General features: G+C 35.8%; 26 protein-coding genes and 1 tRNA gene. 10 read left to right on the plus strand and 17 right to left on the minus strand.

The window, feature by feature from the left end:
* Positions 1-87: 87 nt before the first annotated feature.
* The 5 genes from C245_RS0100550 to C245_RS0100570 all read right to left on the minus strand — a co-directional run bounded on the left by C245_RS0100550 (position 88) and on the right by C245_RS0100570 (position 6,789).
* The gene (locus C245_RS0100550; protein ID WP_017494637.1) at positions 88-525 is read right to left on the minus strand and encodes a retropepsin-like aspartic protease; all 438 of its coding nucleotides are present in this window, start codon (positions 523-525) and stop codon (positions 88-90) included.
* Positions 477-3,140: a CHAT domain-containing protein gene (locus tag C245_RS0100555; protein WP_017494638.1), complete on the minus strand. Its 2,664-nt coding sequence runs from the start codon at positions 3,138-3,140 to the stop codon at positions 477-479. Before C245_RS0100555 ends, C245_RS0100550 begins: the two co-directional genes overlap by 49 nt.
* 109 nt (positions 3,141-3,249) lie before the next feature.
* Complete coding sequence (locus tag C245_RS0100560) at positions 3,250-5,202, minus strand: PKD domain-containing protein (RefSeq protein ID WP_026109779.1); 1,953 nt, start codon at positions 5,200-5,202, stop codon at positions 3,250-3,252.
* A 180-nt stretch (positions 5,203-5,382) separates the two neighbouring features.
* Complete coding sequence (locus tag C245_RS0100565) at positions 5,383-6,366, minus strand: hypothetical protein (protein ID WP_017494640.1); 984 nt, start codon at positions 6,364-6,366, stop codon at positions 5,383-5,385.
* 123 nt (positions 6,367-6,489) lie between these two features.
* Positions 6,490-6,789, minus strand: a complete 300-nt coding sequence (locus tag C245_RS0100570; protein ID WP_017494641.1) for a hypothetical protein — start codon at positions 6,787-6,789, stop codon at positions 6,490-6,492.
* Between the two features lie 148 nt (positions 6,790-6,937).
* On the opposite strand from C245_RS0100570, the gene C245_RS0100575 reads away from it, so the two are divergent.
* The 6 genes from C245_RS0100575 to C245_RS0100600 all read left to right on the plus strand — a co-directional run bounded on the left by C245_RS0100575 (position 6,938) and on the right by C245_RS0100600 (position 13,292).
* A complete protein-coding gene (locus C245_RS0100575) occupies positions 6,938-7,522 on the plus strand; it encodes an RNA polymerase sigma factor (RefSeq protein ID WP_017494642.1) in 585 nt (194 codons plus the stop codon).
* Between the two features lie 2 nt (positions 7,523-7,524).
* Entirely contained in the window at positions 7,525-8,250 is a 726-nt protein-coding gene (locus C245_RS0100580) for a tol-pal system YbgF family protein (protein ID WP_017494643.1), read from the plus strand.
* Between the two features lie 190 nt (positions 8,251-8,440).
* A complete protein-coding gene (locus C245_RS0100585) occupies positions 8,441-10,096 on the plus strand; it encodes a S41 family peptidase (protein WP_017494644.1) in 1,656 nt (551 codons plus the stop codon).
* 194 nt (positions 10,097-10,290) lie between these two features.
* Positions 10,291-11,070 (plus strand): TatD family hydrolase, encoded by a 780-nt coding sequence (locus tag C245_RS0100590; RefSeq protein WP_026109780.1) that lies wholly within the window; start codon positions 10,291-10,293, stop codon positions 11,068-11,070.
* 64 nt (positions 11,071-11,134) lie between these two features.
* Positions 11,135-12,271: a 1-acyl-sn-glycerol-3-phosphate acyltransferase gene (locus tag C245_RS0100595; RefSeq protein WP_017494646.1), complete on the plus strand. Its 1,137-nt coding sequence runs from the start codon at positions 11,135-11,137 to the stop codon at positions 12,269-12,271.
* Positions 12,261-13,292 carry an asparaginase gene (locus C245_RS0100600; RefSeq protein WP_017494647.1) on the plus strand — a complete coding sequence of 344 codons (1,032 nt, stop codon included), beginning with the start codon at positions 12,261-12,263 and terminating at the stop codon, positions 13,290-13,292. The genes C245_RS0100595 and C245_RS0100600 overlap by 11 nt, the downstream gene beginning before the upstream one ends.
* A gap of 76 nt (positions 13,293-13,368) precedes the next feature.
* On the opposite strand, the gene C245_RS0100605 is transcribed toward C245_RS0100600, so the two are convergent.
* Positions 13,369-14,601 carry an MFS transporter gene (locus C245_RS0100605; RefSeq protein ID WP_017494648.1) on the minus strand — a complete coding sequence of 411 codons (1,233 nt, stop codon included), beginning with the start codon at positions 14,599-14,601 and terminating at the stop codon, positions 13,369-13,371.
* A gap of 91 nt (positions 14,602-14,692) precedes the next feature.
* Here C245_RS0100605 and C245_RS0100610 point away from each other — a divergent pair, with 91 nt between their 5' ends.
* The 3 genes from C245_RS0100610 (at position 14,693) to C245_RS0100620 (ending at position 16,531) form a co-directional block, all read left to right on the plus strand.
* Positions 14,693-15,562 (plus strand): LysR substrate-binding domain-containing protein, encoded by an 870-nt coding sequence (locus C245_RS0100610; protein WP_017494649.1) that lies wholly within the window; start codon positions 14,693-14,695, stop codon positions 15,560-15,562.
* Between the two features lie 60 nt (positions 15,563-15,622).
* Positions 15,623-15,709: transfer RNA gene (locus C245_RS0100615), tRNA-Ser, on the plus strand.
* Positions 15,710-15,817: 108 nt separating this feature from the next.
* Positions 15,818-16,531, plus strand: coding sequence for a hypothetical protein (locus C245_RS0100620; protein ID WP_017494650.1), 714 nt, complete (start codon positions 15,818-15,820; stop codon positions 16,529-16,531).
* Between the two features lie 93 nt (positions 16,532-16,624).
* On the opposite strand, the gene C245_RS0100625 is transcribed toward C245_RS0100620, so the two are convergent.
* From C245_RS0100625 to C245_RS0100650, 6 genes are all read right to left on the minus strand, one after another.
* A complete protein-coding gene (locus tag C245_RS0100625) occupies positions 16,625-17,131 on the minus strand; it encodes a GNAT family N-acetyltransferase (protein WP_017494651.1) in 507 nt (168 codons plus the stop codon).
* Between the two features lie 80 nt (positions 17,132-17,211).
* The gene (locus C245_RS0100630; protein ID WP_017494652.1) at positions 17,212-18,171 is read right to left on the minus strand and encodes a nitrilase family protein; all 960 of its coding nucleotides are present in this window, start codon (positions 18,169-18,171) and stop codon (positions 17,212-17,214) included.
* Between the two features lie 69 nt (positions 18,172-18,240).
* Positions 18,241-19,068, minus strand: coding sequence for a helix-turn-helix domain-containing protein (locus C245_RS0100635; protein ID WP_017494653.1), 828 nt, complete (start codon positions 19,066-19,068; stop codon positions 18,241-18,243).
* Between the two features lie 107 nt (positions 19,069-19,175).
* A complete protein-coding gene (locus C245_RS0100640; RefSeq protein WP_017494654.1) occupies positions 19,176-19,907 on the minus strand; it encodes an SGNH/GDSL hydrolase family protein in 732 nt (243 codons plus the stop codon).
* A 67-nt stretch (positions 19,908-19,974) separates the two neighbouring features.
* Complete coding sequence (locus C245_RS0100645; RefSeq protein WP_017494655.1) at positions 19,975-20,757, minus strand: DUF3050 domain-containing protein; 783 nt, start codon at positions 20,755-20,757, stop codon at positions 19,975-19,977.
* 87 nt (positions 20,758-20,844) lie between these two features.
* Complete coding sequence (locus C245_RS0100650) at positions 20,845-22,023, minus strand: acyl-CoA dehydrogenase family protein (protein WP_017494656.1); 1,179 nt, start codon at positions 22,021-22,023, stop codon at positions 20,845-20,847.
* A 1,650-nt stretch (positions 22,024-23,673) separates the two neighbouring features.
* Between C245_RS0100650 and C245_RS24760 the strand changes: the two genes are divergently transcribed.
* Entirely contained in the window at positions 23,674-23,931 is a 258-nt protein-coding gene (locus C245_RS24760) for a helix-turn-helix domain-containing protein (RefSeq protein WP_369769999.1), read from the plus strand.
* Positions 23,932-23,950: 19 nt separating this feature from the next.
* On the opposite strand, the gene C245_RS24080 is transcribed toward C245_RS24760, so the two are convergent.
* The 5 genes from C245_RS24080 to C245_RS24090 are packed head-to-tail and all read right to left on the minus strand — an operon-like array spanning position 23,951 to position 24,730.
* Positions 23,951-24,085: a hypothetical protein gene (locus C245_RS24080; RefSeq protein WP_017494658.1), complete on the minus strand. Its 135-nt coding sequence runs from the start codon at positions 24,083-24,085 to the stop codon at positions 23,951-23,953.
* Positions 24,082-24,225: a TIGR04149 family rSAM-modified RiPP gene (locus C245_RS24085; RefSeq protein WP_017494659.1), complete on the minus strand. Its 144-nt coding sequence runs from the start codon at positions 24,223-24,225 to the stop codon at positions 24,082-24,084. Before C245_RS24085 ends, C245_RS24080 begins: the two co-directional genes overlap by 4 nt.
* A gap of 20 nt (positions 24,226-24,245) precedes the next feature.
* Complete coding sequence (locus C245_RS23850) at positions 24,246-24,398, minus strand: TIGR04149 family rSAM-modified RiPP (protein ID WP_017494660.1); 153 nt, start codon at positions 24,396-24,398, stop codon at positions 24,246-24,248.
* Positions 24,399-24,419: 21 nt separating this feature from the next.
* Positions 24,420-24,572 carry a TIGR04149 family rSAM-modified RiPP gene (locus tag C245_RS23855; RefSeq protein ID WP_017494661.1) on the minus strand — a complete coding sequence of 51 codons (153 nt, stop codon included), beginning with the start codon at positions 24,570-24,572 and terminating at the stop codon, positions 24,420-24,422.
* Between the two features lie 20 nt (positions 24,573-24,592).
* Positions 24,593-24,730, minus strand: a complete 138-nt coding sequence (locus C245_RS24090) for a hypothetical protein (protein WP_017494662.1) — start codon at positions 24,728-24,730, stop codon at positions 24,593-24,595.
* Positions 24,731-24,895: the final 165 nt, after the last annotated feature.

The following is a 24,895-nucleotide window of genomic DNA, read 5'->3' on the forward strand; positions in this document are numbered from 1 at the left end:
GGTTTGTTAAAATAGGCAAACAAATATATACAAAAAAACAGATTAAAACCCCGGTATTGAGATTTGGAATTTAAAATTTGTAATCGATTATTTTAAATACAAATAATGATTGTAATAATCGATAATTGCTTTGCCTTCAAGTAAAACGTCGGCACCAATAATACCATGAACCGGTTTTGCTTTGTAAGACTCCAGAGCCTCATTGACATGAGAGAGATCAAAAATAACCAGACTAAAATCGTGGTTTTTCCAACTTCCAAGCTGTAGGCGATTGTGCTTTGAAATTTGGGTTAACATACCCGTTCCTCCGGCACCCGAAGCTTTGGTTTTAGACTTTTTTGCTGTCAGTTCAAAACGTTCAATACTTTCAAACCCTACACAGGAATTAGAGGCACCGGTATCTAAAATAAAATTTCCTGAAACATCGTTGATTTTTGCCTTAATCAATAAATGCTGCGTTTTGGTAACCTTGAATTTTATTTTTCTGTATTTCTCTTTTTTGAGAACCTCGTGAAGATTTTCCATTTTCGATTATGATTGAAAACCAAAAATAAACCAATTACTCCCAATAAACTAATGATATAAAAGATATAATTTGTCGATTGTTTCTCTGTTTGGATAGCACCATAGTATACAAAAGAACTCCAGTAATACGGAGATTTTTTAGCATTCGAAATGGACTTGTCCTGTAAAAAAGCACGTTTTGCATTCGTATTGGCCTCCGCATAGGATTCCCCTTTTTTGATGTTTTCATAAAAATCGGTCATAAAAACAGAGGTCGTATAATCATTGACTTTCCATAACGAAAACAATAAATTCTGAGCTCCTGCAAATTGAAATCCTCTGGCCACACTCATGGCACCTTCGCCTTTGTACAATTTACCGATTCCGGTTTCGCAGGCGCTCAGAACTACTAAATCAGGATTGACATTCAGATTGTATAATTCAGAATATAAAATTTCCTGATCGTAAAATTTAATGCTCGCAGGAGTTTCAATATCACCTGAAGAAGCGTGAGTGCTCAAGTGTAAAATCGAATAATGGTTCGCATCATTCTTAAAATTAGAAAATGTAGCCTCTGAATTTTCCAGATATTTTCCCTTAAAATTACTTCTGATAGCCTCTAGTTCCTTTTTAGAATAACGTAATTCAAAAGAAGTATTTTCAAAAACCGGAAAAACACCCAAAATAGTATTTTCTGAATTTGAAACCGGGTTAGGGTTCAGATACAGGTTTGCTGAAGTAGCATAAGCAATCCTGAAATCATTCAGTAAATAATGCATCTTGGCAAAATTGGTGGTTTTTGAGTCCTTGGTAATCAAGGCCTCAAAAGGCAAGAAGTTTAAAATGCCATCGGGAACAATGATGAGGTTTTGGTAAATAGTATTTCGTGGCATTTGCAATAAATCGTATATTTTTTTGCCATAATAGTTGTATCCCGAAATATCGTTTGTAATAGCGGCTGAGGTATTAAAATAGTTTATAAATTTTATAATATTCAACATGGCTGTATGTGCCGTATCGAGGTGATGGAGACTGATTCGGTTGTTCTGCAAGGTGAAATAATACAAATTTTCAGCTCCCATAAAGTAGTACACCATCACCGCTTTGTCTTTTTCCAATTTCGAAAACAAGGTCTTTAAGTCACTGATTTCAGGAAGTAAATCCGGGTTTTTAGATCGAATTTGCTTTAGGGAGAGCATAACTTCGTTCTGTTTTTTGATTGCTTGGTTGATGTTTGCAATATTAGCCAGACTGCCCTTTTGCTGTTCTTTTACAATAACATTGTTTAAATTTTGAAGCTGCACTAAAAGTGATTTCTCTTCTGTAGTTGCCTTTTTGATATTCGATTGATAACTTTTTAAAACCCCTGATTTTGTTTTTTCGGCCAATTGAAAAGCGCTTTCCAGATATTCTGTTTTGTTTTCCTTTTGAAACAAACGATCATAAATCAAAAGACATTTTTCGGTACGATTTCGGGAACGAATCTGACTGATTATCTTGGAGTTTTCGTAAAGAGTAATGTTCATCAATACTTCTTCGATATGAAGCGAAAGTTCGTAAGATTCCAATGCTTTTTTAAGCTGATTTTGACTCAGGAAAAGCTGAGCCTGTAAATCAAGTGCATCAATTAAAACCGTTTCGGCATACAATTGATTTTGATTTGGAAGAACATTCTGAGGCGCATAATTTGCGATTAAAAGTTTAAAAACGGCTTTAAGCTGTTCGGTACTTTCAGCATATTTTCCTTCTTCAAAAAGTAATGAGGCTTTTTCATAGTACAGCTTTGCTATTTTTCGGGCTTGTATTTGAGGCGTTTCCAGTAGAAGCTTTTCTGCTTTCGCTAAATAAGAATTGGATGCTTCAAATTGATGTCTTTGCCGATTTAGCATCGCCAGATTCCGGTAAGAATTAGACAAAGTCTCGGATTGGTTTTTCTCGTTTTTCAGATAATTTACAGACGACTTAAAAGTGTTTTCAATTTTTTGATACGTCTCAGGACGCATTAAATTTTCAGTGGAACTCAGCAGGTAATTGTTCCCCAGATTATTTAGTGCGATTCCTTTCTGAGCATTAGACAGTTTCTCCGTTTTTAGGATTTGTTCCAATAAATCAATGGCCAGATTGAATTTACCTGAGCTCTGATAGACATTGGATAAATTTAGAATTGCAGCAAATTTTTGCTTTTGGGCATCCGGATAATTTGGAGCAGTGTTGACAATAAAGAAATACTGTTTTATGGTGTTTTCTGCGCTGTCGTAATCCCCCAAAACAGTATACAAATTGCCTAAGGGTTTCAGGCAGTATTCGATAATATCGTAATTTGAAAGTTTGTTTTTTTGATAAATTTGCCAGGCTTTTTCATAATTCGCAATGGCCTTTTCGGCTTTCCCAAATTGATTTTCATAATACGCTTTATTGCAGTTTAAAACTACAATCGCCAGTAATTCTCCTTTGGTTTTTGGCTTCGGATTTTTCCAGAAAACAGATTCTGTATTAGTGAGATCTTGTAGCGCTTTGGGGGAAGGGTGAGCAATAAAAGAGTCAATTGCGGTATATATTTGATCTTCCTGATTCTGTCCTAAAACATTCAGATTGAAAAAAAGGAAGATTGAAACATATAAGCGATATAAGTTCATATAATAGATGTAATACTACGATTGTCCGTCTGAGCGAAGTCGAAGACCTTTATTGTCAGGAAGCCTTCGACTTCGCTCAGGGTGACATTCAGTGACGAACGAAAAACATTTAAAACTTCCAAATCCCGTAAAACTGAAAATAGTTGAAATTCTGCTCAAAGTTAATGACATAGCGGGCTCCAAAACTGGGTCCGATTCTCGCAAATCCGGCTGTTAAATCAAACAAAACGCCCGTTTTTAAATTCCCAAAACCGTTCTTTATCGAATTGGACTGCGTTCGGGTACTGATTAAAAACTGATCTGTTCCACCTTCAAAGTTTTCAATTTTTTGGATTTGATTTTGTTCTGATGAGATATCAAAATTGGCCTGAATTCCGGCTCCGACTCCTATATAATTGTTAAGGTTATAGCGAATCAGGACCGGGATTTCCCAGTTTACATTTTTGTTTTCGGTTGTTGTGGTGGTACGTTGTAATTGCTTCACGCCATTGGCACCAGCCACAGTCTGATCGATCACTGTTAGGCCGCTTTCGTATTTGTTCAGGGCATTAATCCATTCTGCCTGCCAGTAAAAACGATACGATTTAAAAGGCGAAATAGTGGCACCCACAAAATAACTCGTCGATTTTTCCAGATCAGGATACAAATTATAACCGGCTTTTGCTCCAATTGAAATTCCGGGAAGGAATCGGGTTGTGGCATAGTTGGTAATGATGGGCTCGTTTTTATCAAAAATAATAGCAGTTCGGCTTCGGGTTTTTACTTTATGAAAATCCTCACCAAACTTCATTGAGTACTTTACAAAACCTTTTGTACTGTCTTTTTCATGTACATTTTTCTGTTCGCTTCCGGGTAAGTAAATGTTTTTGAAGGTAAAAAAGATTTGATTCTTTTTGATAATGGTATCCAGGCAGCTTGTCGTTGGAACTTCATTTTTTGGACAGATGGGACATTTGGGGTACATGTCTTCAATTTGGAAGGTTTTTTTGTCGAACATATCCGGAATATCAGTTTCAAGTCTAATCATTCGGGCAGGACCTTCACCGTTGTTTTGAAAACGTGTTTTAAAATTTACTCTTTTAAAACGAACCAGTCTGTAATTCATAAAACGCCCGTTGGATCCCATTTTGTTAGGATCGTGAGACGTTACGATTTCCATTTCCAGATTTTTGATTTTGTGGTTTTTATAACTTCGGTTCGGAACAAAAATACCGCGCATGGTAACCGTTGCGCTAGTATCTTTGATCATTTCGGGAGTCGTTTTAAAAGTATAAAAAACATTTCGGGTTTCATTAGGATTGGCATCGTCAAACTCTAAAACCGAAACATTATGATAGGTTTTATGGGCGTCGAGTAAGGAAGCATCCAGGTCTTCTTCGCTGGTTGTATTCCTGTATTTTTTGGCTTTAAAAGAGTTTTCAGCCGAAGCAACATAGTTTTTAGAATCGTCCAGATCGTCTACAGAAGCCACGGTTTTTTCCTTTACTTCACGCTCGCTGGCGTGGGTTCTGTAATCAACCAGTTCGAAATTATTATTCTTAAATTGCTTTTCGTTATAAAATAAATACAGTTTTCCGCTGGAAACATAATTTTCCATGTTCTGATAACTCACTACGACTACCATTTCCTGTTCCGGAATCGGGTCACAGTTTTTTAAAATCGCCAATCCGTTTTGATCGGCTATAGAAGCAATATCTTTATAATTGGTGTCAGTAAGGTCATTTACGGCTACTTTTTTCGGGCGTGTTGCCGGAGGTTTTCCATTGTCGTAATTGTTGGTTACGGCAAGTCTGGTAGTGTAGGTTCCTTTGTTTTTGTAGACATGTTTTAGTTCGGCTTCCTTGCTGTAATGTCCGTCACCGAGTTCCCACAAATAAGAATAACTGGGTTTGGGGGCACCGGCAATAGGAATTAAAGGCGGAGTTTCGGGTTTATACGTAACCGCATTTCCGTTCTGAATGAAAACAATATTGGCCCTTCGGGTTATGGTGTCTTTTACCTTCGTTTGTCCCATTGCAAGAATAGAAAATAGCATCAATAAAATAGACGATAGTGGTTTCATAACTAGAGGTTTTTAGCCCTGATGGGAGCGGCATCCTTTTGTCACGGGGTTCGGGACAAAAGATACAGCGGACAGCAGGATTAGCTTCTGAAAAGCATCAGAATTGATTTGAAAACTGGATTAAATGTAAAAAAAAGTGATGAGCAAATCATCACTTTTTCTTAAAAAGTATTTTGTAACTTACTGAATAGCATTGATTGCGGCTACTAATTGTGCTTCAGTTCCCACTGTTGTTTCCCCCAGTGTAAAGGTGTACACATCATTTGCAGCAACAGTTACCGCTTTAATTGCATATCGCCATTGGCCATTGTCTTCGGTTACAAAAATCACATGACATTTTAAGCCAATTGGAATTTGTCCGTAGTGCTCGCTAAACAATCCGGCAGGAGTATAAGTATCTAATTTTGCAAGCGCATTAGTGCCTTCGCCATCATAAGACAAATAAACTGCGCTATTATTATTGTCGTAACCGTCAGGAGCATCAACCAAAAGAGTAGTTTTTGGTCTTGGGTCACTGTAAAAACGGTCAACGTTTGTCCAGCCAAAATTACCAAAAGTCACAAAGTAATTGGTTCCTTCACCCTGAACGCCGCCTTTACCACCGGTTCCGTCAGCATTTGGTTTAGGTTGTTCCCATGCCAGTTCCCCTTTCTCATCAATCTTACCGACCCATAAAGTCATGGCATTGTCGACACCATCTGTTAAAGCCGCAGGCACAATTAAATTCATTGAACAGGAACTTTTAAGTTCAACACCACCCTGAGTAGCTCTGATGAAAAATTCTCCACCGGAAATCAATAAGTTTTTCTTTCCGTCAGGCATAACCCCCATAGTAGGTTTGTTGGTAACCAACATGTTCCCTTTGTCAAAAAGTTCGATGTACTCAATTGCAACTGCCCCCGTTACTGCAACTCCATTTTTGGTAAGACAATCCCCGTTGATGCTTAATTTTACTCCTTTAGCCGAAGTTAAAGTTACCACACCGGTTCCGGCAGTGATGGAAAAGTTCTGTGTGTTTTTCTTCACCCCTTGTTCACTTATGCTTTTAAAAGCAGAAGCCGAGGGTGGCAAAATAAGAGCATCGTCGCTGTCGCTATTGTCGCAGCTTACAAAACCCATTGCCAGTAAAAATAAAAGTCCGATTTTTTTAAAATGTGTGTTCATGATTTCTAGTTTTTTATAAATCTGTCCTGATGATCAGGTGGTTTTCAGATTTCGGTTGTTAATTATATTGCTATATCAATTTGGGTTTGATATTGTTACCCCCTGTTTTTGTTTTTTCTGAGTTTATTCTGAAAGACACCTGTCTTCAAATAAATTGCCGTCTTCATCTACAGCAACAAGAATGCTTGTCTTTCGTGAAAGCGTTATTGAAAAATAGATCCATACTGTAACCCAGAGTCCGAATGTGATACAGGTCAGAAAGAGGTGCAACGGATGGTTGATTGCTTTTGGTTTTTTGGATAAAACCACATACGGGAGCTTTTCATTATGCTCCACAACCACAAATCCATTTCGTGTTTTGGCAGAAATCATCTGATGAAATTGATCCAAACTCTTTTCGTTTACAAATTGATAGGTTTCCATTTTCCTGATTTTTGATGGTTTTTAGGCTCTTCTCTAAGACTATTTTAGAAGTTCTTTACTATTACATCAACTTGATTTGTTAATTGTTACCTTATGACATGAAATTTATTTCCAATTGTTTTTTAAATTAGCTACAAAATGATTCTTTATGGTTAAGAATAAAATTCATCCCGATCAAATGTATATTGATGGCATTGCTGCAAATAACTCTGCAGTTATTCAAAGCATTTACAAGAAATTCGTTCCCAAGGTGGTCATGTTTGTTATGAACAATTCGGGAGATAAAGAACATGCTCAGGATGTGGTTCAGGAAGTCATGATTTTACTTTTTAATCAGGCCAAAGCGAAGACACTGCAACTGACTTGTCCTTTTGACGCTTACTTTTTTTTATTGTGTAAAAGGAAATGGCTCAACGAACTTAAAAAAACAGCCAATAAAGGGGTAACAATTAATGAGGATGCGGTATCTATGAATGAATCTGCTCTTGAATTAATTGGTCAAACCGAAGAATTTGATGAAAGACAGCAGCTCTTTGATGCCATGTTTCAAAAATTAGGAGACAAATGTCAGGAGTTGTTAAAACTAAGTTTCACCACCAAAACGATGGAAGAAGTAGCAGCGAAACTCAACGTGACTTATGGGTATGTTCGTAAGAAAAAATCGTTGTGCGTAGGGCAATTGACACAGTGGATTCAGGAAGCCGGGAATTTTAAATCGTTAAAAAATAATTAGTCATGAACGAAGAACGTTACATATTATTCGATCAATATCTTCAGGGAGAAATGACTGTTGAGGAAAAAAATAGTTTTGAGAAACAATTGTCTGAGGATCATGAACTGGCTTCAGCCTTTGAAACTTTCAAAGAAGTGCAGTTACAGCTCAAAAGTAAATTTGAACACGAAAGAGAGAGAGAAGCCTTTACGGCAAATCTGACGGAGATTTCAGAGAAACATTTTAATGCCAACAAGCCTAAAGTGGTTCAAATGCGACCTTGGTATTTCGCAGCAGCGGCATCGATTGTTATTTTATTCGGACTGTTCTTTTTTGATTACAATCAGAATCCTGATTTTGAAGATTTTAATCATCCCGAAACCGCTTCTTTCGTCGAACGTGGGGATGCAGACGAAACTTTAAAACAAGCGGAAAAAGCATTCAACGAAAAGAATTATGAACTCGCAATTCCGTTTTTTGAGGAAATTTTAAAAGAGAATAAAACACCTGAAATACAATATTTTTATGGGGTTTCTTTACTGGAAGAAAGTGATTATAAAGAAGCAGAAGCAGTTTTTAATGAACTAAAATCAGGTACTTCAGCTTACAAAGAAAAAGCCAAATGGAATCTGGCACTGTCCAAATTAAAACAGAAAGATTACAATGCCTGCAGAGAAATTCTGCAGACCATTTCTCAGGATTATGAAAACTATGACGATGTTCAGGAGTTGCTGGACGAGTTAGATTGATTGTTTATTTAAAAGGGTAAAATTATTATACTTTCAAACCGGACAGGCTTTAAAACCTGTCCGGTTTATTTATATAAAAAAGGTTTTTACGTAAAGCCGTAAACGAATCCGGATTTTTAGTTCTACATTCGGCTGATTTTTTTTAGAAAAATTTACCAAAAAACAATTTCAACCTAACCGGATTATTTACATGAACAAAATTACTTTAGTTTTTCTTATTGTATGCACTCAAACGATCTTTGGCTATGCCAAAATCACAGAAACCGAAAAGCTTGCTGCTACCTGCAAAGTTTGGGGATTCTTAAAATATTATCATCCTGCAGTTGCTAGTGGGAAAATAAACTGGGATGAAAAACTCTTTGAGGTTTTACCTAAAATTGAAAAAGCACAGACGAAAGAAGAATTTTCTGCTACAATAGAAAAATGGATTGAAAGTCTAGGAGAAGTACCTGCCAATAGACCAGTGGCACTGGATCCAAAAAAAGACTATTTTAATAAAAATTTGAATTTAGAATGGACGCAGAAAGACAAATTGTTTTCTAAAAGTCTTTCTCAAAAATTGAAATTTATTACAGAGAATAGATTTCAGGGTGTAAATCATTTTGTAAATCAAGAGGGTAAAAATGTTCGTTTGCAGTTTGTTAATGAACCAGTCTATGCTGATTTTAAATGGACAGATAAAAATTTACGCCTTTTGGCACTATTTCGTTTTTGGAATTACACAGAATACTTTTTTCCGTATAAATATGTAATGGATCAGAATTGGGACGAAGCGCTTACTGAAATTCTTCCTCATATTGAAACTCCGGCTTCCGAAAAGGAATTTTTATTGGCAATGCGTGAAATATCGATAAAGCTTAACGATACACATGCCGGGACTACAAGTCCGGATATGGTTAAGTATTTGGGTGGAGAGAAGTATATTGCTTTTACAGCTAAATTTATAAACGATAAAGCTGTAATTGTTGCTTTAGCTAATGATTCTTTAGCCAAAATAGATGACTTAAGAATTGGCGATATTATAACGAAAGTTGATGGGAGCACAGTTGCTCAGCAATTAGCACAGCTTTCAAAATATATGCAGGGATCTAATAAAGCTGTAGCGACTTACTTGGGAGGTTTTATAATGTTTACAGGAGATACAGATGATTTAGAAATTGAATTCATTAGAGATAATGTGACATCAACAAAGAAAATACATCGTTACTCAAACGAAAAAATTAAAAGATCACCATTCAAAAAAACTGCAAAATGGGAAATTCTGGCAGATAATATTGGCTATGTAAGAATGAGTAAAGTACCAAAAGAGGAAGTTGCAAAGATGATGGAAGAATTAAAAGGGACACAAGCTATTATTTTTGATGTCAGAAGCAGACCAGCCTATACTGATTTTTTATTCAGCGAATATCTAAATCCGGAGCCAAAACCAATTTTGAGATTGCTTCGACAGGACTTAAGTTATCCTGGTCGTTATTATTTTATGGACGATATGGAAGAATGTGGTAAAATCAATCCAGATTATTATAAAGGTAAAGTAATTGCTCTGGTAGGCTCAGGAACTCATAGTTTTGGGGAACAAACCGTAATGAGCCTTCAGACAGCACCAAATGTTACCGTTGTAGGTACTCAGACATCGGGCTCCGATGGACCAAATTATGAATTTAACATTATCAACGGATTTGATTCTTCATTTACTTCAATGGGTGCTTTTTACCCAAATAAAAAAGAAACACAGCGTATTGGGATTATCCCGGATATTAAAGTAATCCCAACCATTTTAGGGGCTCAACAAGGTAAAGACGAAGTTCTGGATCGCGCTTTACTGTTTGTTAAAACAGGGAAATAACAAATTATTTCGTACTGATTCAAACCCGATAGGTTTTTAAAACCTGTCGGGTTTACTTTTAGAAAAAATCCGTTTTTATCCGCGTTTTCACGAAGTGAATCCGTAAAAATCCGCGTGACATTTTTCCTCATTTCATTCAAATTGGGAAAGTTTTTAATATTATCGTAATTTTGGGCCATTAAAAATTATAACAATTGAATTTGAAGCCCATAATTACCGATACACATACACATTTATATTCTGAAGAATTTGATCAGGACCGCGACGAGATGATGCAGAGAGCTATAAATGCCGGAGTAACCCGTTTTTTTATTCCTGCGATTGATGCCGCTGCCACACAGTCGATGTACGATCTGGAGCAAAATTATCCGGATTATGTATACTTGATGATGGGGTTGCATCCTACCTATGTGAAAGACAATTACGAAGAAGAGTTAAAGCATGTAGAAACGGAGCTGGCCAAACGAAAGTTCTACGCTGTAGGTGAAATTGGAATCGATTTGTATTGGGATAAAACGCATCTAAAAGAGCAGCAAATTGCTTTTAAAAGGCAAATTCAACTGGCAAAACAATACAAATTGCCTATTGTAATTCATTGTCGTGAGGCTTTCGATGAAATCTTTGAAGTACTGGAAGAGGAAAAATCAGCCGATTTATTTGGAATTTTTCATTGCTTTTCAGGTACATACGAGCAGGCACTTCAGGCGCTGTCTTACAATATGAAGCTGGGAATTGGTGGAGTGGTAACTTTCAAGAACGGAAAAATCGATCAGTTTCTAAATCAGATCGATTTGAAACATATCGTTCTGGAAACCGATTCTCCTTATTTAGCGCCAATTCCGTATCGCGGAAAGCGAAATGAAAGCAGTTATCTGGTAAATGTTATCGCCAAATTAGCGGATATATACAACGTTTCAGAGGAAGAAATCGCAGAACGAACCACTCAGAATTCTAAAGACGTTTTTGGGATTTAACCCGTACCTTACAATAGTTTAATTTTTTTTTTGTTCTTTTGCCCACTTAATACCAATATAAATAATGCAGAGATTTGATGCCATTCGACCGTTTTATGATTCTGAAATAAATGAAGCACTTCATGATGTAGTCAATCATCCGATGATGAAAACCATGATGAACTTTACTTTTCCGGAAGTAGCAGATGAGGTTTGGAAAGAGCAGCTAAAAAAGACACATTCTATTCGTGATTTTCAATGCAACTTTATTTATAACACCATACAAAAAGTTTTAGAGAAAAGTTCTGAAGGTCTTACTACTTCAGGATTTGAGAAACTGGAAAAAAACACCTCTTACTTGTTTATCTCTAATCACAGAGATATTTTATTAGATACTACTTTATTAAACGTTTGTCTTTTTGAGCACGGATTAGTCATGACGGCATCTGCCATTGGAGACAATCTGGTAAAAAAAGCATTCCTGAGTACTTTGGCAAAATTAAACCGAAACTTTTTGGTTCTAAGAGGTTTATCGCCAAGAGAAATGTTGCAGAGTTCTAAATTATTATCAGAATATATTGGGCAATTATTACTTCGTGAGAATCGTTCGGTTTGGATTGCACAGAGAGAAGGCCGTACCAAAGATGGAAACGATGAAACCAATCCGGGAGTTTTAAAAATGATCGGAATGGGATCTGATGAGCCTAATCTAATGGATTATTTTAAGAAATTAAAAATTGTTCCCGTGTCCATTTCATACGAATACGATCCAACAGATGTTCTGAAGATGCCACAGTTAATGGCAGAAGCCAATAATGAGGTTTATGTTAAAGACAAAAACGAAGATTTCATGAATATCCTGAGTGGTATCATGGGAACTAAAAAAAGAATACACATTTCTGTTGGAGATGTTTTAGATACAGAAATCGATCAGATTGTAGCTGAAAATGACAATGTCAACAAACAAGTACAGGCTTTGGCTCAGGTTATTGACGATTCGGTTTTGAAAAATTATCAATTATGGCCAACTAATTTTATTGCTTACGATATTTTAAACGAGACCAATAAGTTTGCGCACTTGTACAAAGAAAGCGAAAAATCGTTGTTCGAGCGTCGTTTAGAAATGCGTATCGGAAGTGATAACCCAGTAACAAGACAAGGATTTCTGGCCATGTACGCTAACCCGGTTGTTAATAAATTAAAATATCAGGATGTCATCTAAACCAAAAATACTACTAATCTATACCGGTGGAACTATCGGTATGAGTAAAGATTTTGAGACGGGCGCGCTCAAAGCGTTCAACTTTGGTAAATTATTACAAAAGATACCTGAAATCAAACAATTAGACTGCGATATTGAAACAGTTTCATTTGAAGAGCCGATTGACTCCTCGAATATGAATCCTCAAGAGTGGACGAAAATTGCCACTATTATCGAAGAAAATTATATTGCTTACGATGGGTTTGTGGTGTTGCACGGATCGGATACCATGTCGTATTCTGCTTCGGCATTGAGTTTTATGTTGGAGAATTTGGCAAAACCGGTAGTATTTACAGGTTCCCAGCTTCCGATAGGAGATTTGCGTACCGATGCTAAAGAAAACCTGATTACAGCCATTCAGATTGCTTCACTTCAGGAAAACGGAAAACCGGTAATCACTGAGGTTTGTTTGTATTTTGAATATAAACTGTACCGCGGTAACCGAACTTCAAAAGTAAATGCAGAACATTTCAGAGCATTTACAGCACCAAACTATCCGGAATTAGTAGAGTCAGGAGTTCATTTAAAGTTGAACACACATTTATTTCTTCCTGTAAAGACAGACGCGAAACTAATCGTTCATAAAGAAATGGACAATCATGTTGCAATCATCAAAATGTTCCCTGGAATGAGTGAAGTGGTTTTAGCTTCAATTTTAGCGATTAAAGATCTAAAGGGAATCGTTTTGGAAACCTACGGTTCGGGTAATGCACCAACAGAAGACTGGTTTTTGGATTTGATTGAGAAAGCAATTCAGTCCGGATTACACATTGTTAACGTGACCCAATGTTCAGGTGGAAGCGTCAATATGGGACAATATGAAACCAGTACCGCTTTAAAATCGCTTGGCGTTATCTCCGGAAAGGACATCACTACCGAGGCAGCCATAACAAAATTAATGTACCTGCTGGGACAAAATATTCCTCAAACTGAATTTAAGGCAATTTTCGAAACAGCTTTACGCGGGGAGATTTCGCTATAAGATAAAATTCCAAATTCCAATCGTTTGCTGATTATATCTTCATTTTGGAATTTGGAATTTCTAAATTTGGAGCTTATCAATTTTTGTAACGAACCTCACAAGTTCCAAACTCTTCTTCAGGGCTTTGTTTTTTGTAATACACATAAACTATTACAGAAAGAATGCAAATAATACCCTGAATAGCCACAGTTTCTCGGGTTCCGATAATGTGTGAAACATATCCGATAATCAAACTTCCCACAGGAATCATTCCCTGATATGCCATCAGATAGTAACTAATACTTCTCGAACGCAGGTGTACAGGACTTTGTGTCTGAACGTAAATGTTTATAGACGAGGTTTGTGCCATCATTCCCAGACCGCTCAGAGCCATGCAAATAAGTGCCACAGTCAGACTATTGGAATAGGCCAATACGATAATGCTAAAACCTAATAATAAGCTCGCAACGATCATTATTTTGCCCATATTGTCTGCTTTTTTAAGATTAGCCAGATAAATAGCAGACAGTATCGAACCAATTCCGGCAGCACTTTCAAACCAGCTGAAAGTCTGTGCATTTCCGCTAAAAATATCCTTGGCAAAAACAGGCATTAAAGTGTTGAACGAAATCACAAACAAGCTGCTGCACATTAACATCAGAAGCATTTTAGCCATTTCACTTTCTTTTTTAATATAATCCAGACCTTCAAGAAAGTCGTCAACCATTTTCATTTTTTCGGTGGCTTTAATATGCGGTGTGATTTTCATCATCAATAAAGAAATCAGAACAGGAATGTAGCTTAAGAAGTTTCCAATAAAACAAATGTCCTCACCATAATTGTGCAGAATAATTCCGGCTAAGGCAGGTCCGGCAATTCGGGCAAAATTATTCAGCGTAGAGTTTAAGGCCACTGCATTGGGTAAGTCCTCTTTATTGTCAACAATATCTATCATCATCGTTTGTCGGCAAGTCATGTCAAAAGAATTGATGATTCCCTGAATTAAACTCAAGGCCAGAATAAAGTTGATGTTGTATATTTTCAGATAAATTAACAGTGCCAAAGCACCTGCCTGAAGCATAGCCAAAGATTGTAATAGAATCATAGCGCGGTGTCTGTCGTAACGGCCAATAATACTTCCGGCCAGGGGAGCCAGAAATAAGGACGGGATCATGCTTAAAAATGTCGCTAATCCCAGTAAGAAAACCGAACCAGTAACGCTGTAAATCATCCAGCTTACAGCTGTTTTCTGAAGCCAGGTTCCAATTACAGAAACAGATTGTCCGTAAAAGAACAACTTGAAGTTTTTTGATTTTAACGCTTTAAACATAATGCCTGATATTTTTTTACAAAGTTCGGAATTATGATTTCATTAGAAAAATTAATAATTTTACTTATAATAAGTATTAAAACTTATCAGTATGGAAATTTATCAACTAGAATATTTTATAAAAACCGCTGAGGTACTTCATTTTACCAAAGCGGCCGAGTTGTGTTTTGTAACACAATCGGGTTTATCACAGCAAATAAAAAAACTCGAAGAAGAACTCGAAATGCCTTTGTTTAAAAGGATCGGTAAAAAAGTACAGCTTACCGAAGCCGGTGCTGTTTTCCTGATTCACGCCAAAAAAGTTATCGAAAATGTAGAAAACGGAAAACAGGCTATTGAAGATTTAAACGAAATGATTGGCGGTGAACTGCGAATTGGCGTAACCTATATCTTCGGACTTTTAATTCTGCCCGTTATCAATACGTTTGCAAAACAGTACCCTAACCTGAAAATTGTCGTCGAATACGGCACGACAGAAGCTTTAGAACAAAAATTATTAACCAACGAATTGGACCTGGTTTTGGTGATTTCGTCACATGAAATAAATATTCCCGTTGAGAAAGTTCCTTTGTTTACGTCACAAATGGTATTGGTGGTTTCGAAAACACATTATTTGGCAACATTAGACAAAATTGCTTTCAAGAAAATAGAGGAAATTCCGCTTGTTTTACCGGGAAAAGGGTCGAATTCAAGGGAATTTGTTGAAGAACTATTTGCCAAAAACAAAATGAGACCCAAGATTTCCATCGAACTAAACTCCATTCACGCCTTGCTGCAAATGGTTCAGGACAGTGACTGGGCCACCATAGTGGCCGAGAAAGCCCTAAAAGGCTGGGACGACCTGAAAGCGATTCAGATTACGGGAGTTCCCACAAAAAGAGAATCGTTTATGCTGACTCTTGGAGGCTATCAAAAAAAGGCCGTAAAACTGTTTATGGAAGAATTTCGAAAAAGTATGTAAACTAATATCCGATTTTGTTTTTCTAAGTCATTTTTTTTTATGTTATTTGCAGACCAATTTAGAAAGGTGTCCGAGTGGTTGAAGGAGCTAGCCTGGAAAGCTAGTATATGGGTAACTGTATCGAGGGTTCGAATCCCTTCCTTTCTGCAAAACCTGTAAATGTTAATTTACAGGTTTTTTTTATTTAATTAATTAAGAGATTCTGGTTGATTTATTGAAATGAATATACGAGTTGAGTTTTTAAATAGTTTAAGTATGGTTAAATTCTTGTCGGGGGTCTTATTATTAATTGTAGTTTCTTTATTGGTTTTTTCTTCAATTGGTTTTGGACTTATACATCTGAAGCTTTGGGATCATGGGGTTGATATATCTCCAAAAGGTGTTGAGATTTATATTCATGAATTAGGAAGTTATAAGGGTTTATTTTTGGCTACTGTAACTGTAACAGCAGCATATTTGGGATTAAAGCGTTTAAAAGCTGCTACGGATGCAAACGAGGATAAATTGCGTAATGATAGATTCAATGAGTGGAAAATTGTACTTGAAAGTAGAATACAAGAACAGTTAATTTGGGATCCATATATGAAAAGGTGTTTTGTACATATAAGATATCGATTATTTCAGACTTTATACAGACTTGATTTCAATATTGAAAGTATTGATGATTTGAGAATAATGTTTTCTCATTTTGAGACACCAAATAATAACATACCAGCATTTTTAGAAGAACAAAGTAATAGATCTAAAGATATGGGAGGATATTATCCTAATGAAAATTATTTGTATTCGTTTGATTCATTTAGATATATTATTTATGGTTGTATAAATGAAGCATATGATAACTTTGAAAGCGATTTAAGAGCATTGTATTTAGACCGGGCAAAATTATCAACGATGAGAACTGTTGATAAGGAATTATATATGATAGCTATGGATAATTACAAACCAACTAAAAGGGATTCAAATTAATAGAACAGTAGGTTTTCTGAGCAAAATGATTAATTTAAAAAAATGTTGTGAGATTCTCACAACATTTTTTTAAATTAAAATAGTTACAATTATTCAAAGCTTAATCTCAAACAAACTAAAAGAACCTTCTTTATAATGTTCCGGTAATTCACTTGTCCATTCGATGGTGCTGATTCCTTTGTAATTAAAACCACAACTGGTGTAGTACTTATTTATCCTTTCGTTACCGCTATGCGTATCAAGCCTGATGTATGATTTGTTATTCTCGTGAGCATATATTTTTGCCCATTCGATGATTTTTTTAACATACGACTGTCCTCTGAATTTTGGGTTCGTAGCAATACGATGAAGGTAGATGGCAGGATCGGCGCTGGCTTCTTTCCAGATAATCAAATCGTTAAAAGTAAGCACAAATGTACAGGCCACTTCATTTCCTTCTTTGATGATGAAATGGCGATTTTCGGCAATTTCTGTTTCTATAAGTGTTCTCTCAAAGCCTCTCCAGCTTTTATTATTGACCGTTTTTTGATAAGAGGTAGCTTCATTATAAAGATCAAAAACGGCATCGATATCTTCATTTGTAGTTTTAAAAAATTCCATTATTGGGCGGTATACTGTAGATTAATGAATTCCTCAAAGGTAAATCTTTAAGAAGCGTAAAGTCCCATGAAACATCAGTTTTAACTTTTTTCAGAAGTATTCAGCCATACCACATTTTGTTCGGATTGATGCTCCTGACCAATAATATCGCGATATAATTCTGGTCTTCTTGCTTTTATGTAACGGTTTCCGCCAGCCTGAATGCATTTTTCAGGAGTTAATAGTGCAGTTACAAAAGAGTCTTCAAAAGAGTTGCATTCAGAAAGAATATCCCCAAAAGGATCAATAATCATCGAACAGCCATTTTTCAGTTGATCATCGTCCATTCCAATTGGGTTCGAGAATACGGCATAAATAGCATTGTCATAGGCTCTTGCAGGAAGCCATTTCATAAGCCAGTCTCTGCCCTTCATTCCTTCAAATTCCAGTCGGAGAGAAGTAGGATCAGCCTCACGGTTTTCCCACAGCTGTGGGGCAACAAATCCGGCACCCGGTCGGGTAGAAGGAGTACACATCGTAACGTGAGGCATAAAAATAATCTGGGCACCTAAAAGAGTGGTAGCTCGAACATTCTCAATAATATTGTTGTCGTAACAAATTAGAATACCACACTTCCATCCTTTAATCTCAAAGATGCAGTATTGGTCGCCCGGAGTAAGGTGTGGATTGATAAACGGATGCAGTTTTCGGTATTTGGCAACCAAACCATTTTCGTCTACGCACACATAAGCTTTAAATAAGTTATCGTCTTCGTCTTTCTCAAAAAGCCCAGCCAGAATCACGATATTATGGTTTCGCGCAATTTCAGTTAATTTCAGAATACTTTCTCCACTCGGAATTAATTCTGCCAAATCTAGCATTTGCTCTTTTGACAGATGTCGGGCAAAAGTATAGCCTGTTACAGAACACTCGTGAAAGGAGATAACATCGCAGCCCTGACTTGCTGCCTGTTGTGAAAGTTTTTCAATTACGGATAAGTTATAACTTTTATCGCCACTTTTGTTCTCGAACTGAGCCGTGGCTATTTTTAAATTTTTCATAATGCTTACTATTGATTTGAGACAAAGGTAGCATCGGTACTATTTTAAAAATTGTACAAAACCGACATTCTAAAGCAGAATAGGCGGAACAGTCTTGATGAGGTTATTGGTTAATTTCCCGGTATTGTTTAAGTATTCTTTTGGCGTGATTCCGGTATGTTTTTTGAATTCCTTTATCAGATGAGACTGATCCGAAAAACCGGCATTGTAGCTAATGTTTGTGAGATTTATATCGACAGACTTCTCTTTTAGTAGTTTTAAGAAATAATGCAGTTTGATAATATTTCCAAATTTCTTCGGATTTAATCCGATGCACTCTTTGAACTTTCTTTCCAGATGACGTTCCGTATAACCTGTAAATTTAGCCAGTTGGTTTACATTAAAACTCCCTTTATGTGCGGTAATAAAACGAAGCGAACTTTCAATAATTAATTGGTAAGAAGCTGTTTTGTTGGAAATATAAGTGCCGAAAAAATGATTGAGAAGTTCAACTTTCTCTGAGATCGTGTAATTTTCGCATAGCTGCTCCTGAAGAATTAAACCCTCTCTGTTAAAAATAGTATCAATAGAAACAATAGAGTCGAGAAATTCATAAGCCGGAATGCCCAACAATTGATGAATCCCGTTAGGCTGAAAAACAACAATTATAAGAGTAATTTCCTGGTTGGAATAAATGTCTTTAAATCCCGTAAGTTGTCCATACAAAAAAGAATCCGGTAAGAAGCTCTGAATTTCTTGATGGTTTAGATCAGAAGTAAGATTGCCTTTTAAAGAAAACACAATACCGGTATTACCATCCGAAAACAGACGAAGCTTTTGTTCGGATACTTCTTTGGTATCTAAAAAAAGATAATGTTTAATGTAAGGAGCTAATTCTACTGATGGTGAAATCTGCATTATTTAAAAGATTATGGACTGCAGTCAATTGTATGAGATCATTTTTGATTTATGAAGAATAACTTTTGATAAAATTAAGGATATTTTTCCAATTAAGATTTTAAATATTAGTTCTGTAAAGCTACTCTCACCACAGGTAAAATACGTTCTGTAAATAAAGTATAAGCTTTGGCAGAAGGATGTAAGCCATCTGCGGCCACCAAATCAGGATTATCAAGACCTTTACGGGAAATGTCGGTTATCGAAACAAAAACAATATTATTGAGTTTGCAGTAGCTTTCGGCAAAGGAATTGTATTGATTGATTTCGCTTGAAATTCTTTCGCCTTCTCCCTCCATTTGTATTTTGCCAAAAGGAGTATAAGCATAATCCGGAATAGAGATAACAATTACCCTTTTTTTATTCCCTTTTGCTAAAACAATTGCTTTGTTTACGAGTTCCGGAAGTTCTGTCTCATAGATCGAAAAGCTTTTTCCCTGATACTGATTGTTTACCCCGATAAGAAGTGTGACTAAATCATAGTTAGGATCCGGATTTTGGGTGTTTATTGCCGAAATTAAATTAGTGGTAGTCCATCCGGTGGTCGCAATAATCTTTAAAGAAAAGCTGGCTTGCGGATAAATTGCGGTTAAACTCGATTTTAACTGTTCAGGAAACCCGCACGTTTCGCATACGCTTTGTCCGATGGTATAGCTGTCTCCTAAAGCCAAATACTTTATCGAGCCCAAAAGAGGTGTAGTTGGAAAAGTAGATATTTCCGAAGTGTTTTCGTCAGAACTACAGCTTAGCAGGAATATAGAGAGGATAACAATAACTATTTGTTTGAAATGCAGTTTCATAATTTTGACAAATTAATTTTCGGTTCATTTTAAACAAATAGTTACGTTAAATAACTTGTTTCGGTTTTTAGACCATTTCAGTCTTCATCAGAATTTCTTCTTCAATAGCATTCCAAAGTCCGATACGTTTTTCTAATGCCAAAATCGAAATTTCTTCCACTTCTTTCCATTTCTGAGCATCATCTTCACACAAATCAGAGATCATTTGCATCGCCATTGGTCCGTGTTCATCGGCATCCAATTCGATATGTCTTTCAAAATAGTATAAAAGTTTACTTAGATCCGTTTCAGGAAGGTTCTTCTGGAAGTTTTTCAGGATTGCGGTAAACATACTCGGAATCAAATCTTCTCTTCCGAAAGTAAATGCTGCAGCAATTTGATGAGGCTTTCCTTCTTCAATTACTCTAAAAGTAAAGTCCAGGAAAGCTTTTGTATCAGGATGCAAGGAACTTTGTTTTATGGCAACAAAAATATTATGCAAGGAGTTTACTTCGGCTAAAAAGTTGTTGATTCCGCTTGTATCGGCACCACAATCTTCCATAGCTTCAATATACATTTCATAGTGACTTTGTCTTTTTCCATCAATACTTAAATCGGTTTCTTCTGCCAAAACGATTTCATTGATTAAGTATCTTGTTTCAGGATTTTTTGTCGCGAACCAAGGAGTAGAAGTACAGGTAAGCTTAGATTGTAATGCTTTTAATAAGGACATAAAATCCCAAACAGCGAAAACATGAGTTTCTAAAAAACGATGTAAGTCATCGATATTTTGGATTTTATTGTATAATGAGTGTTGTAGAAGTTGATCTTTTTGGGGTTGAATGCTATTGTTTATAGTTTCAATATTCATTTTCGAATTTTTTATGCAAATATAAAAAGCTTCCCGTTAAGAAGAAGCTTTTTGTATTGGTTTTGTATATATTTTAATAAATATTCATTATTTAAATGCTGGAATTCCAGTTACATCCATACCCGTTATTAGTAAATGAATGTCGTGAGTTCCTTCATAAGTAATAACACTTTCGAGATTCATCATGTGACGCATGATCGAATATTCGCCTGTAATACCCATTCCGCCCAGCATTTGTCTGGCTTCACGTGCAATATGTATGGCCATATCGACATTGTTGCGTTTTGCCATTGAGATTTGCGTGGTTGTAGCTCTTCCTTCGTTGCGTAAAACACCCAGGCGCCAGGTTAATAACTGTGCTTTTGTGATTTCGGTAATCATTTCGGCTAATTTTTTCTGTTGCAATTGTGTTCCTCCGATAGGTTTCCCAAATTGAATTCTTTCTTTAGAATAACGTAAAGCAGTATCGTAGCAATCCATTGCAGCTCCAATAGCTCCCCAGGCAATTCCGTATCGTGCTGAATCTAAGCATCCAAGAGGTGCGCCAAGACCGGATTTGTTAGGTAATAAGTTTTCTTTAGGAACCTTTACATTATCGAAGATTAATTCTCCGGTTGAAGAGGCACGCAAAGACCATTTATTATGTGTCTCAGGAGTTGTAAAGCCTTCCATTCCGCGTTCAACGATCAAACCGTGAATTCTTCCTTCCTCATTTTTTGCCCAAACAATTGCGATATCGGCAAAAGGAGCGTTAGAAATCCACATTTTGGCACCATTTAAAAGATAATGATCTCCCATATCTTTAAAATTAGTGATCATGCTTCCGGGGTCAGAACCGTGATCAGGTTCAGTCAAACCGAAGCATCCCATGAATTCTCCTGTAGCCAGTTTTGGCAAATATTTCATTCGCTGTTCTTCGTTTCCATATTTCCAGATCGGATACATTACCAGGGAAGACTGAACGGATGAAGTCGATCGAACACCGGAATCTCCGCGTTCTATCTCCTGCATGATTAAACCGTAAGAAATCTGATCCAGACCTGCACCTCCGTATTCTACCGGAATATACGGTCCGAAACCACCGATTTCGCCGAGTCCTTTTATAATTTGTGTAGGGAATGCTGCTTTTTGAGCATATTCTTCTATAATTGGGGAAACTTCTCTCTTGACCCAGGCTCGCGCCGATTCTCGAACTAGTTTGTGTTCGTCTGTCAATAAGTCATCTAAGTTATAGTAATCTGGTGCTTGAAATAGGTCTGGTTTCATTTTTGATAGTTTTATAATACAAATCTACGCAATAAAAATATAACAAAATACGGTTAAATTGTTATATTTTTATAAATAGCAAAGAAGGAAAATAGTATAAACACGAATTAATTTTAGTTTATTGTGAATTTATAAGCTATTTTTGAGATTCAAAAAACGAATTGAATGAGGCTGATCATCTCTTTTATACTCTTTTTTGTTGTAAATGTCGCTGTTTCTCAGGAGAAAAAGGATTTTACGGAACAAGAGTACTTAATATTACAAGACAAAATTCGACTAACGGCAAATGCTAATGTTGACAGTTCGATCGTATATGCTAATCAGCTGGCAAGATCTAATAACAATAAACATCTGGCTTTTGCAAATGCTGCATTGTCTTATTTGATTCAGTTAAAAGGAAATGCAGTAAAATCTAAGGAAAAATACCAGTTAGCCTTAAATTACTTAGATAAAATGCCGGATGATAAAGAAAAAACTCAACTTCGGTCTTATTTGTATAATTATGCCGGATTATCAGAATGGAAAAGAGAGAATTACAGTGATGCGATCGAAAATTACCAACAAGGAATAAAACTCTCTATAAAGATTGGGGATATTATTCAAATTGTTAAGTTTAAGAGTAATATCGCGGCTATAAATGTTGCTGTAGGTAATTATCGATTAGCGATTAAGGATTTGCGGAGTCTCAATGATTTTGTGGATAAAAACCAGAGCGTTTATACCAAGCAGCAGTATCTTAATAATAAGAGTAACATCAATCTTAGTCTGGCAGGATCATATGAAAGCTTTTATATGAAAGATCCTAAAAAGAAGGTTTTGCTTGACTCTGCGGAGTATTTTTACCAAAAAACCATTAGCTATTCTCAAAATTTTCCGGACAATAAGATTGTAGCGAAATTAAGTTTAGGGAATATTTATGGTGAGCTGAAAGAATATAAAAATGCCGAAAAAACGTATTACGACATCATCTTTCTGGCCAATCAAAATAATATGCAGGAAATCTTATGTACTACTAATTATAATTTAGGAGACTTGTATTATAATACCAAGAAGTATGATAAGGCATTAGTGTTTTTTAAAAAATCAGATTCGATTGGCGAGCTAACTAAAACCAATCAGGTAGATCATCTGAAGTCAAATTATTATCAGGCAAAGATTTATAACATACTAAAAGAACCAGAACTGGCTTATAAACATTCAAAAATTTATCTTGATAATTATGAAAAATCAGAATCAAAATTAAATGATGAGATTCTGGAAGTAAATTATAAACTTGGAGTAGGAGATTTGACCAGTGAGATGGTTACCATTCAGGAGAAGTATAAATACGACGTTTTTCTGAATAAAGCGCTGAAAGTATTTTATGTTGTTATATTTATTGGTATCGTGTTCTTGCTGATAAAAAACATACGGGATAAAAATAAAGCACATAAAAAAATGAATGCTTTAATAGAAGAGTTTAAAGCTAATTTAGAGAAGAAAAACGACCCTGAACCAGAGATTGCTGTTCTGGAGTCTGAGGAGTTACAACTTAAGAAAGAGAATGTCAATTTAAGTATTGATGAGGCAAAAGAGAATAAAATAGTAGAAAAATTGCTGGCTTTAGAAAGTAAACAGGAATTTTTGCATGCTGATTTTACCTTGCCTTATGTGGCTAAGAAGATAAAAACAAATACAACCTATTTGTCTTATGTGGTAAACAAGCGATTCGGTAAGTCTTTTGGTGAATATTCGAATGAGTTGAAAATTAATTATGTTATTAATGAAATGATCACGAACCATATGTATCGTAAATATTCAACTCAGGCGATAGCAGAAAGTGTAGGTTTCAAAAATGCAGTGTCTTTTGCTAAATCATTTCGCAAAAGAACTGGAGTGTCTCCAGCTCAGTTTGCGAATAATATTTAAAAAGTTTCTTGTGTTTTTATTAAGGAATTTCGTCAGTGCTTCCTTTACCATTCCCTCTGGAAGGGTCACCGTCACCTCCGAAAATTGTTTGTTGCTCTTTTCTTGATAATTTTTCGTTTCCAAAATCTTCGAATTTTATTTTTTTAGTTTTCATTGTTGTAGGTTTATTAGTTGTGTAGATCCGTTGCCATTTCCTCTATTACTATCGTTGTCACCTCCACGAACCGTTTTTTGTTCTTTTTTTGAAAGTGTATTGCTTGTAAAATCTTCGAAATTTAATTTTTTATTTTCCATTTTTAGTAGATCTTTAATGATTAATTAGATCCCTTTCCATTTCCTCTACTTGGATCACCGGTAATTGTATCGATGGGAGTATTAGAATCGTCACCTCCACGAACCGTTTTTTGTTCTTTTTTTGAAAGTGTATTGCTTTTGAAATTTTCGAAGTTTAATTTTTTATTTTTCATGATTTGATTTTTTTTAAATGATTAATTAGATCCTTTTCCATTTCCTCTACTTGGATCACCAGTAATTGTCTCAATAGGAGTAGTAGGATCGTCACCTCCACGAACCGTTTTTTGTTCTTTTTTTGAAAGTGTATTGCTTTTGAAATTTTCGAAGTTTAATTTTTTATTTTTCATGATTTGATTTTTTTAAATGATTAATTAGACCCTTTTCCATTCCCTCTACTTGGGTCACCTGGAATATTAGATTCGTCTCCTCCCTGAACCGTTTTTTGTTCTTTTTTTGACAGTTTTTCAGATTGAAAATCTTCGAATTTTTGTGCTCGATTTGCCATGTTTGTTTGTATTAGGATTATTGATATATCAAAACTATGCAAAAAGGAAAACGCTTAATCGAGAATGGAGTTTTTGGGGTTTTTGACAAATCATTTCAATATTAAAATACTGATAATCAATTAATTGTAATTTTATTCAGACTGATATAATTTATAAATTGTATG

Source organism: Flavobacterium sp. WG21, from assembly GCF_000335775.1.
GTDB lineage: Bacteria > Bacteroidota > Bacteroidia > Flavobacteriales > Flavobacteriaceae > Flavobacterium > Flavobacterium tructae.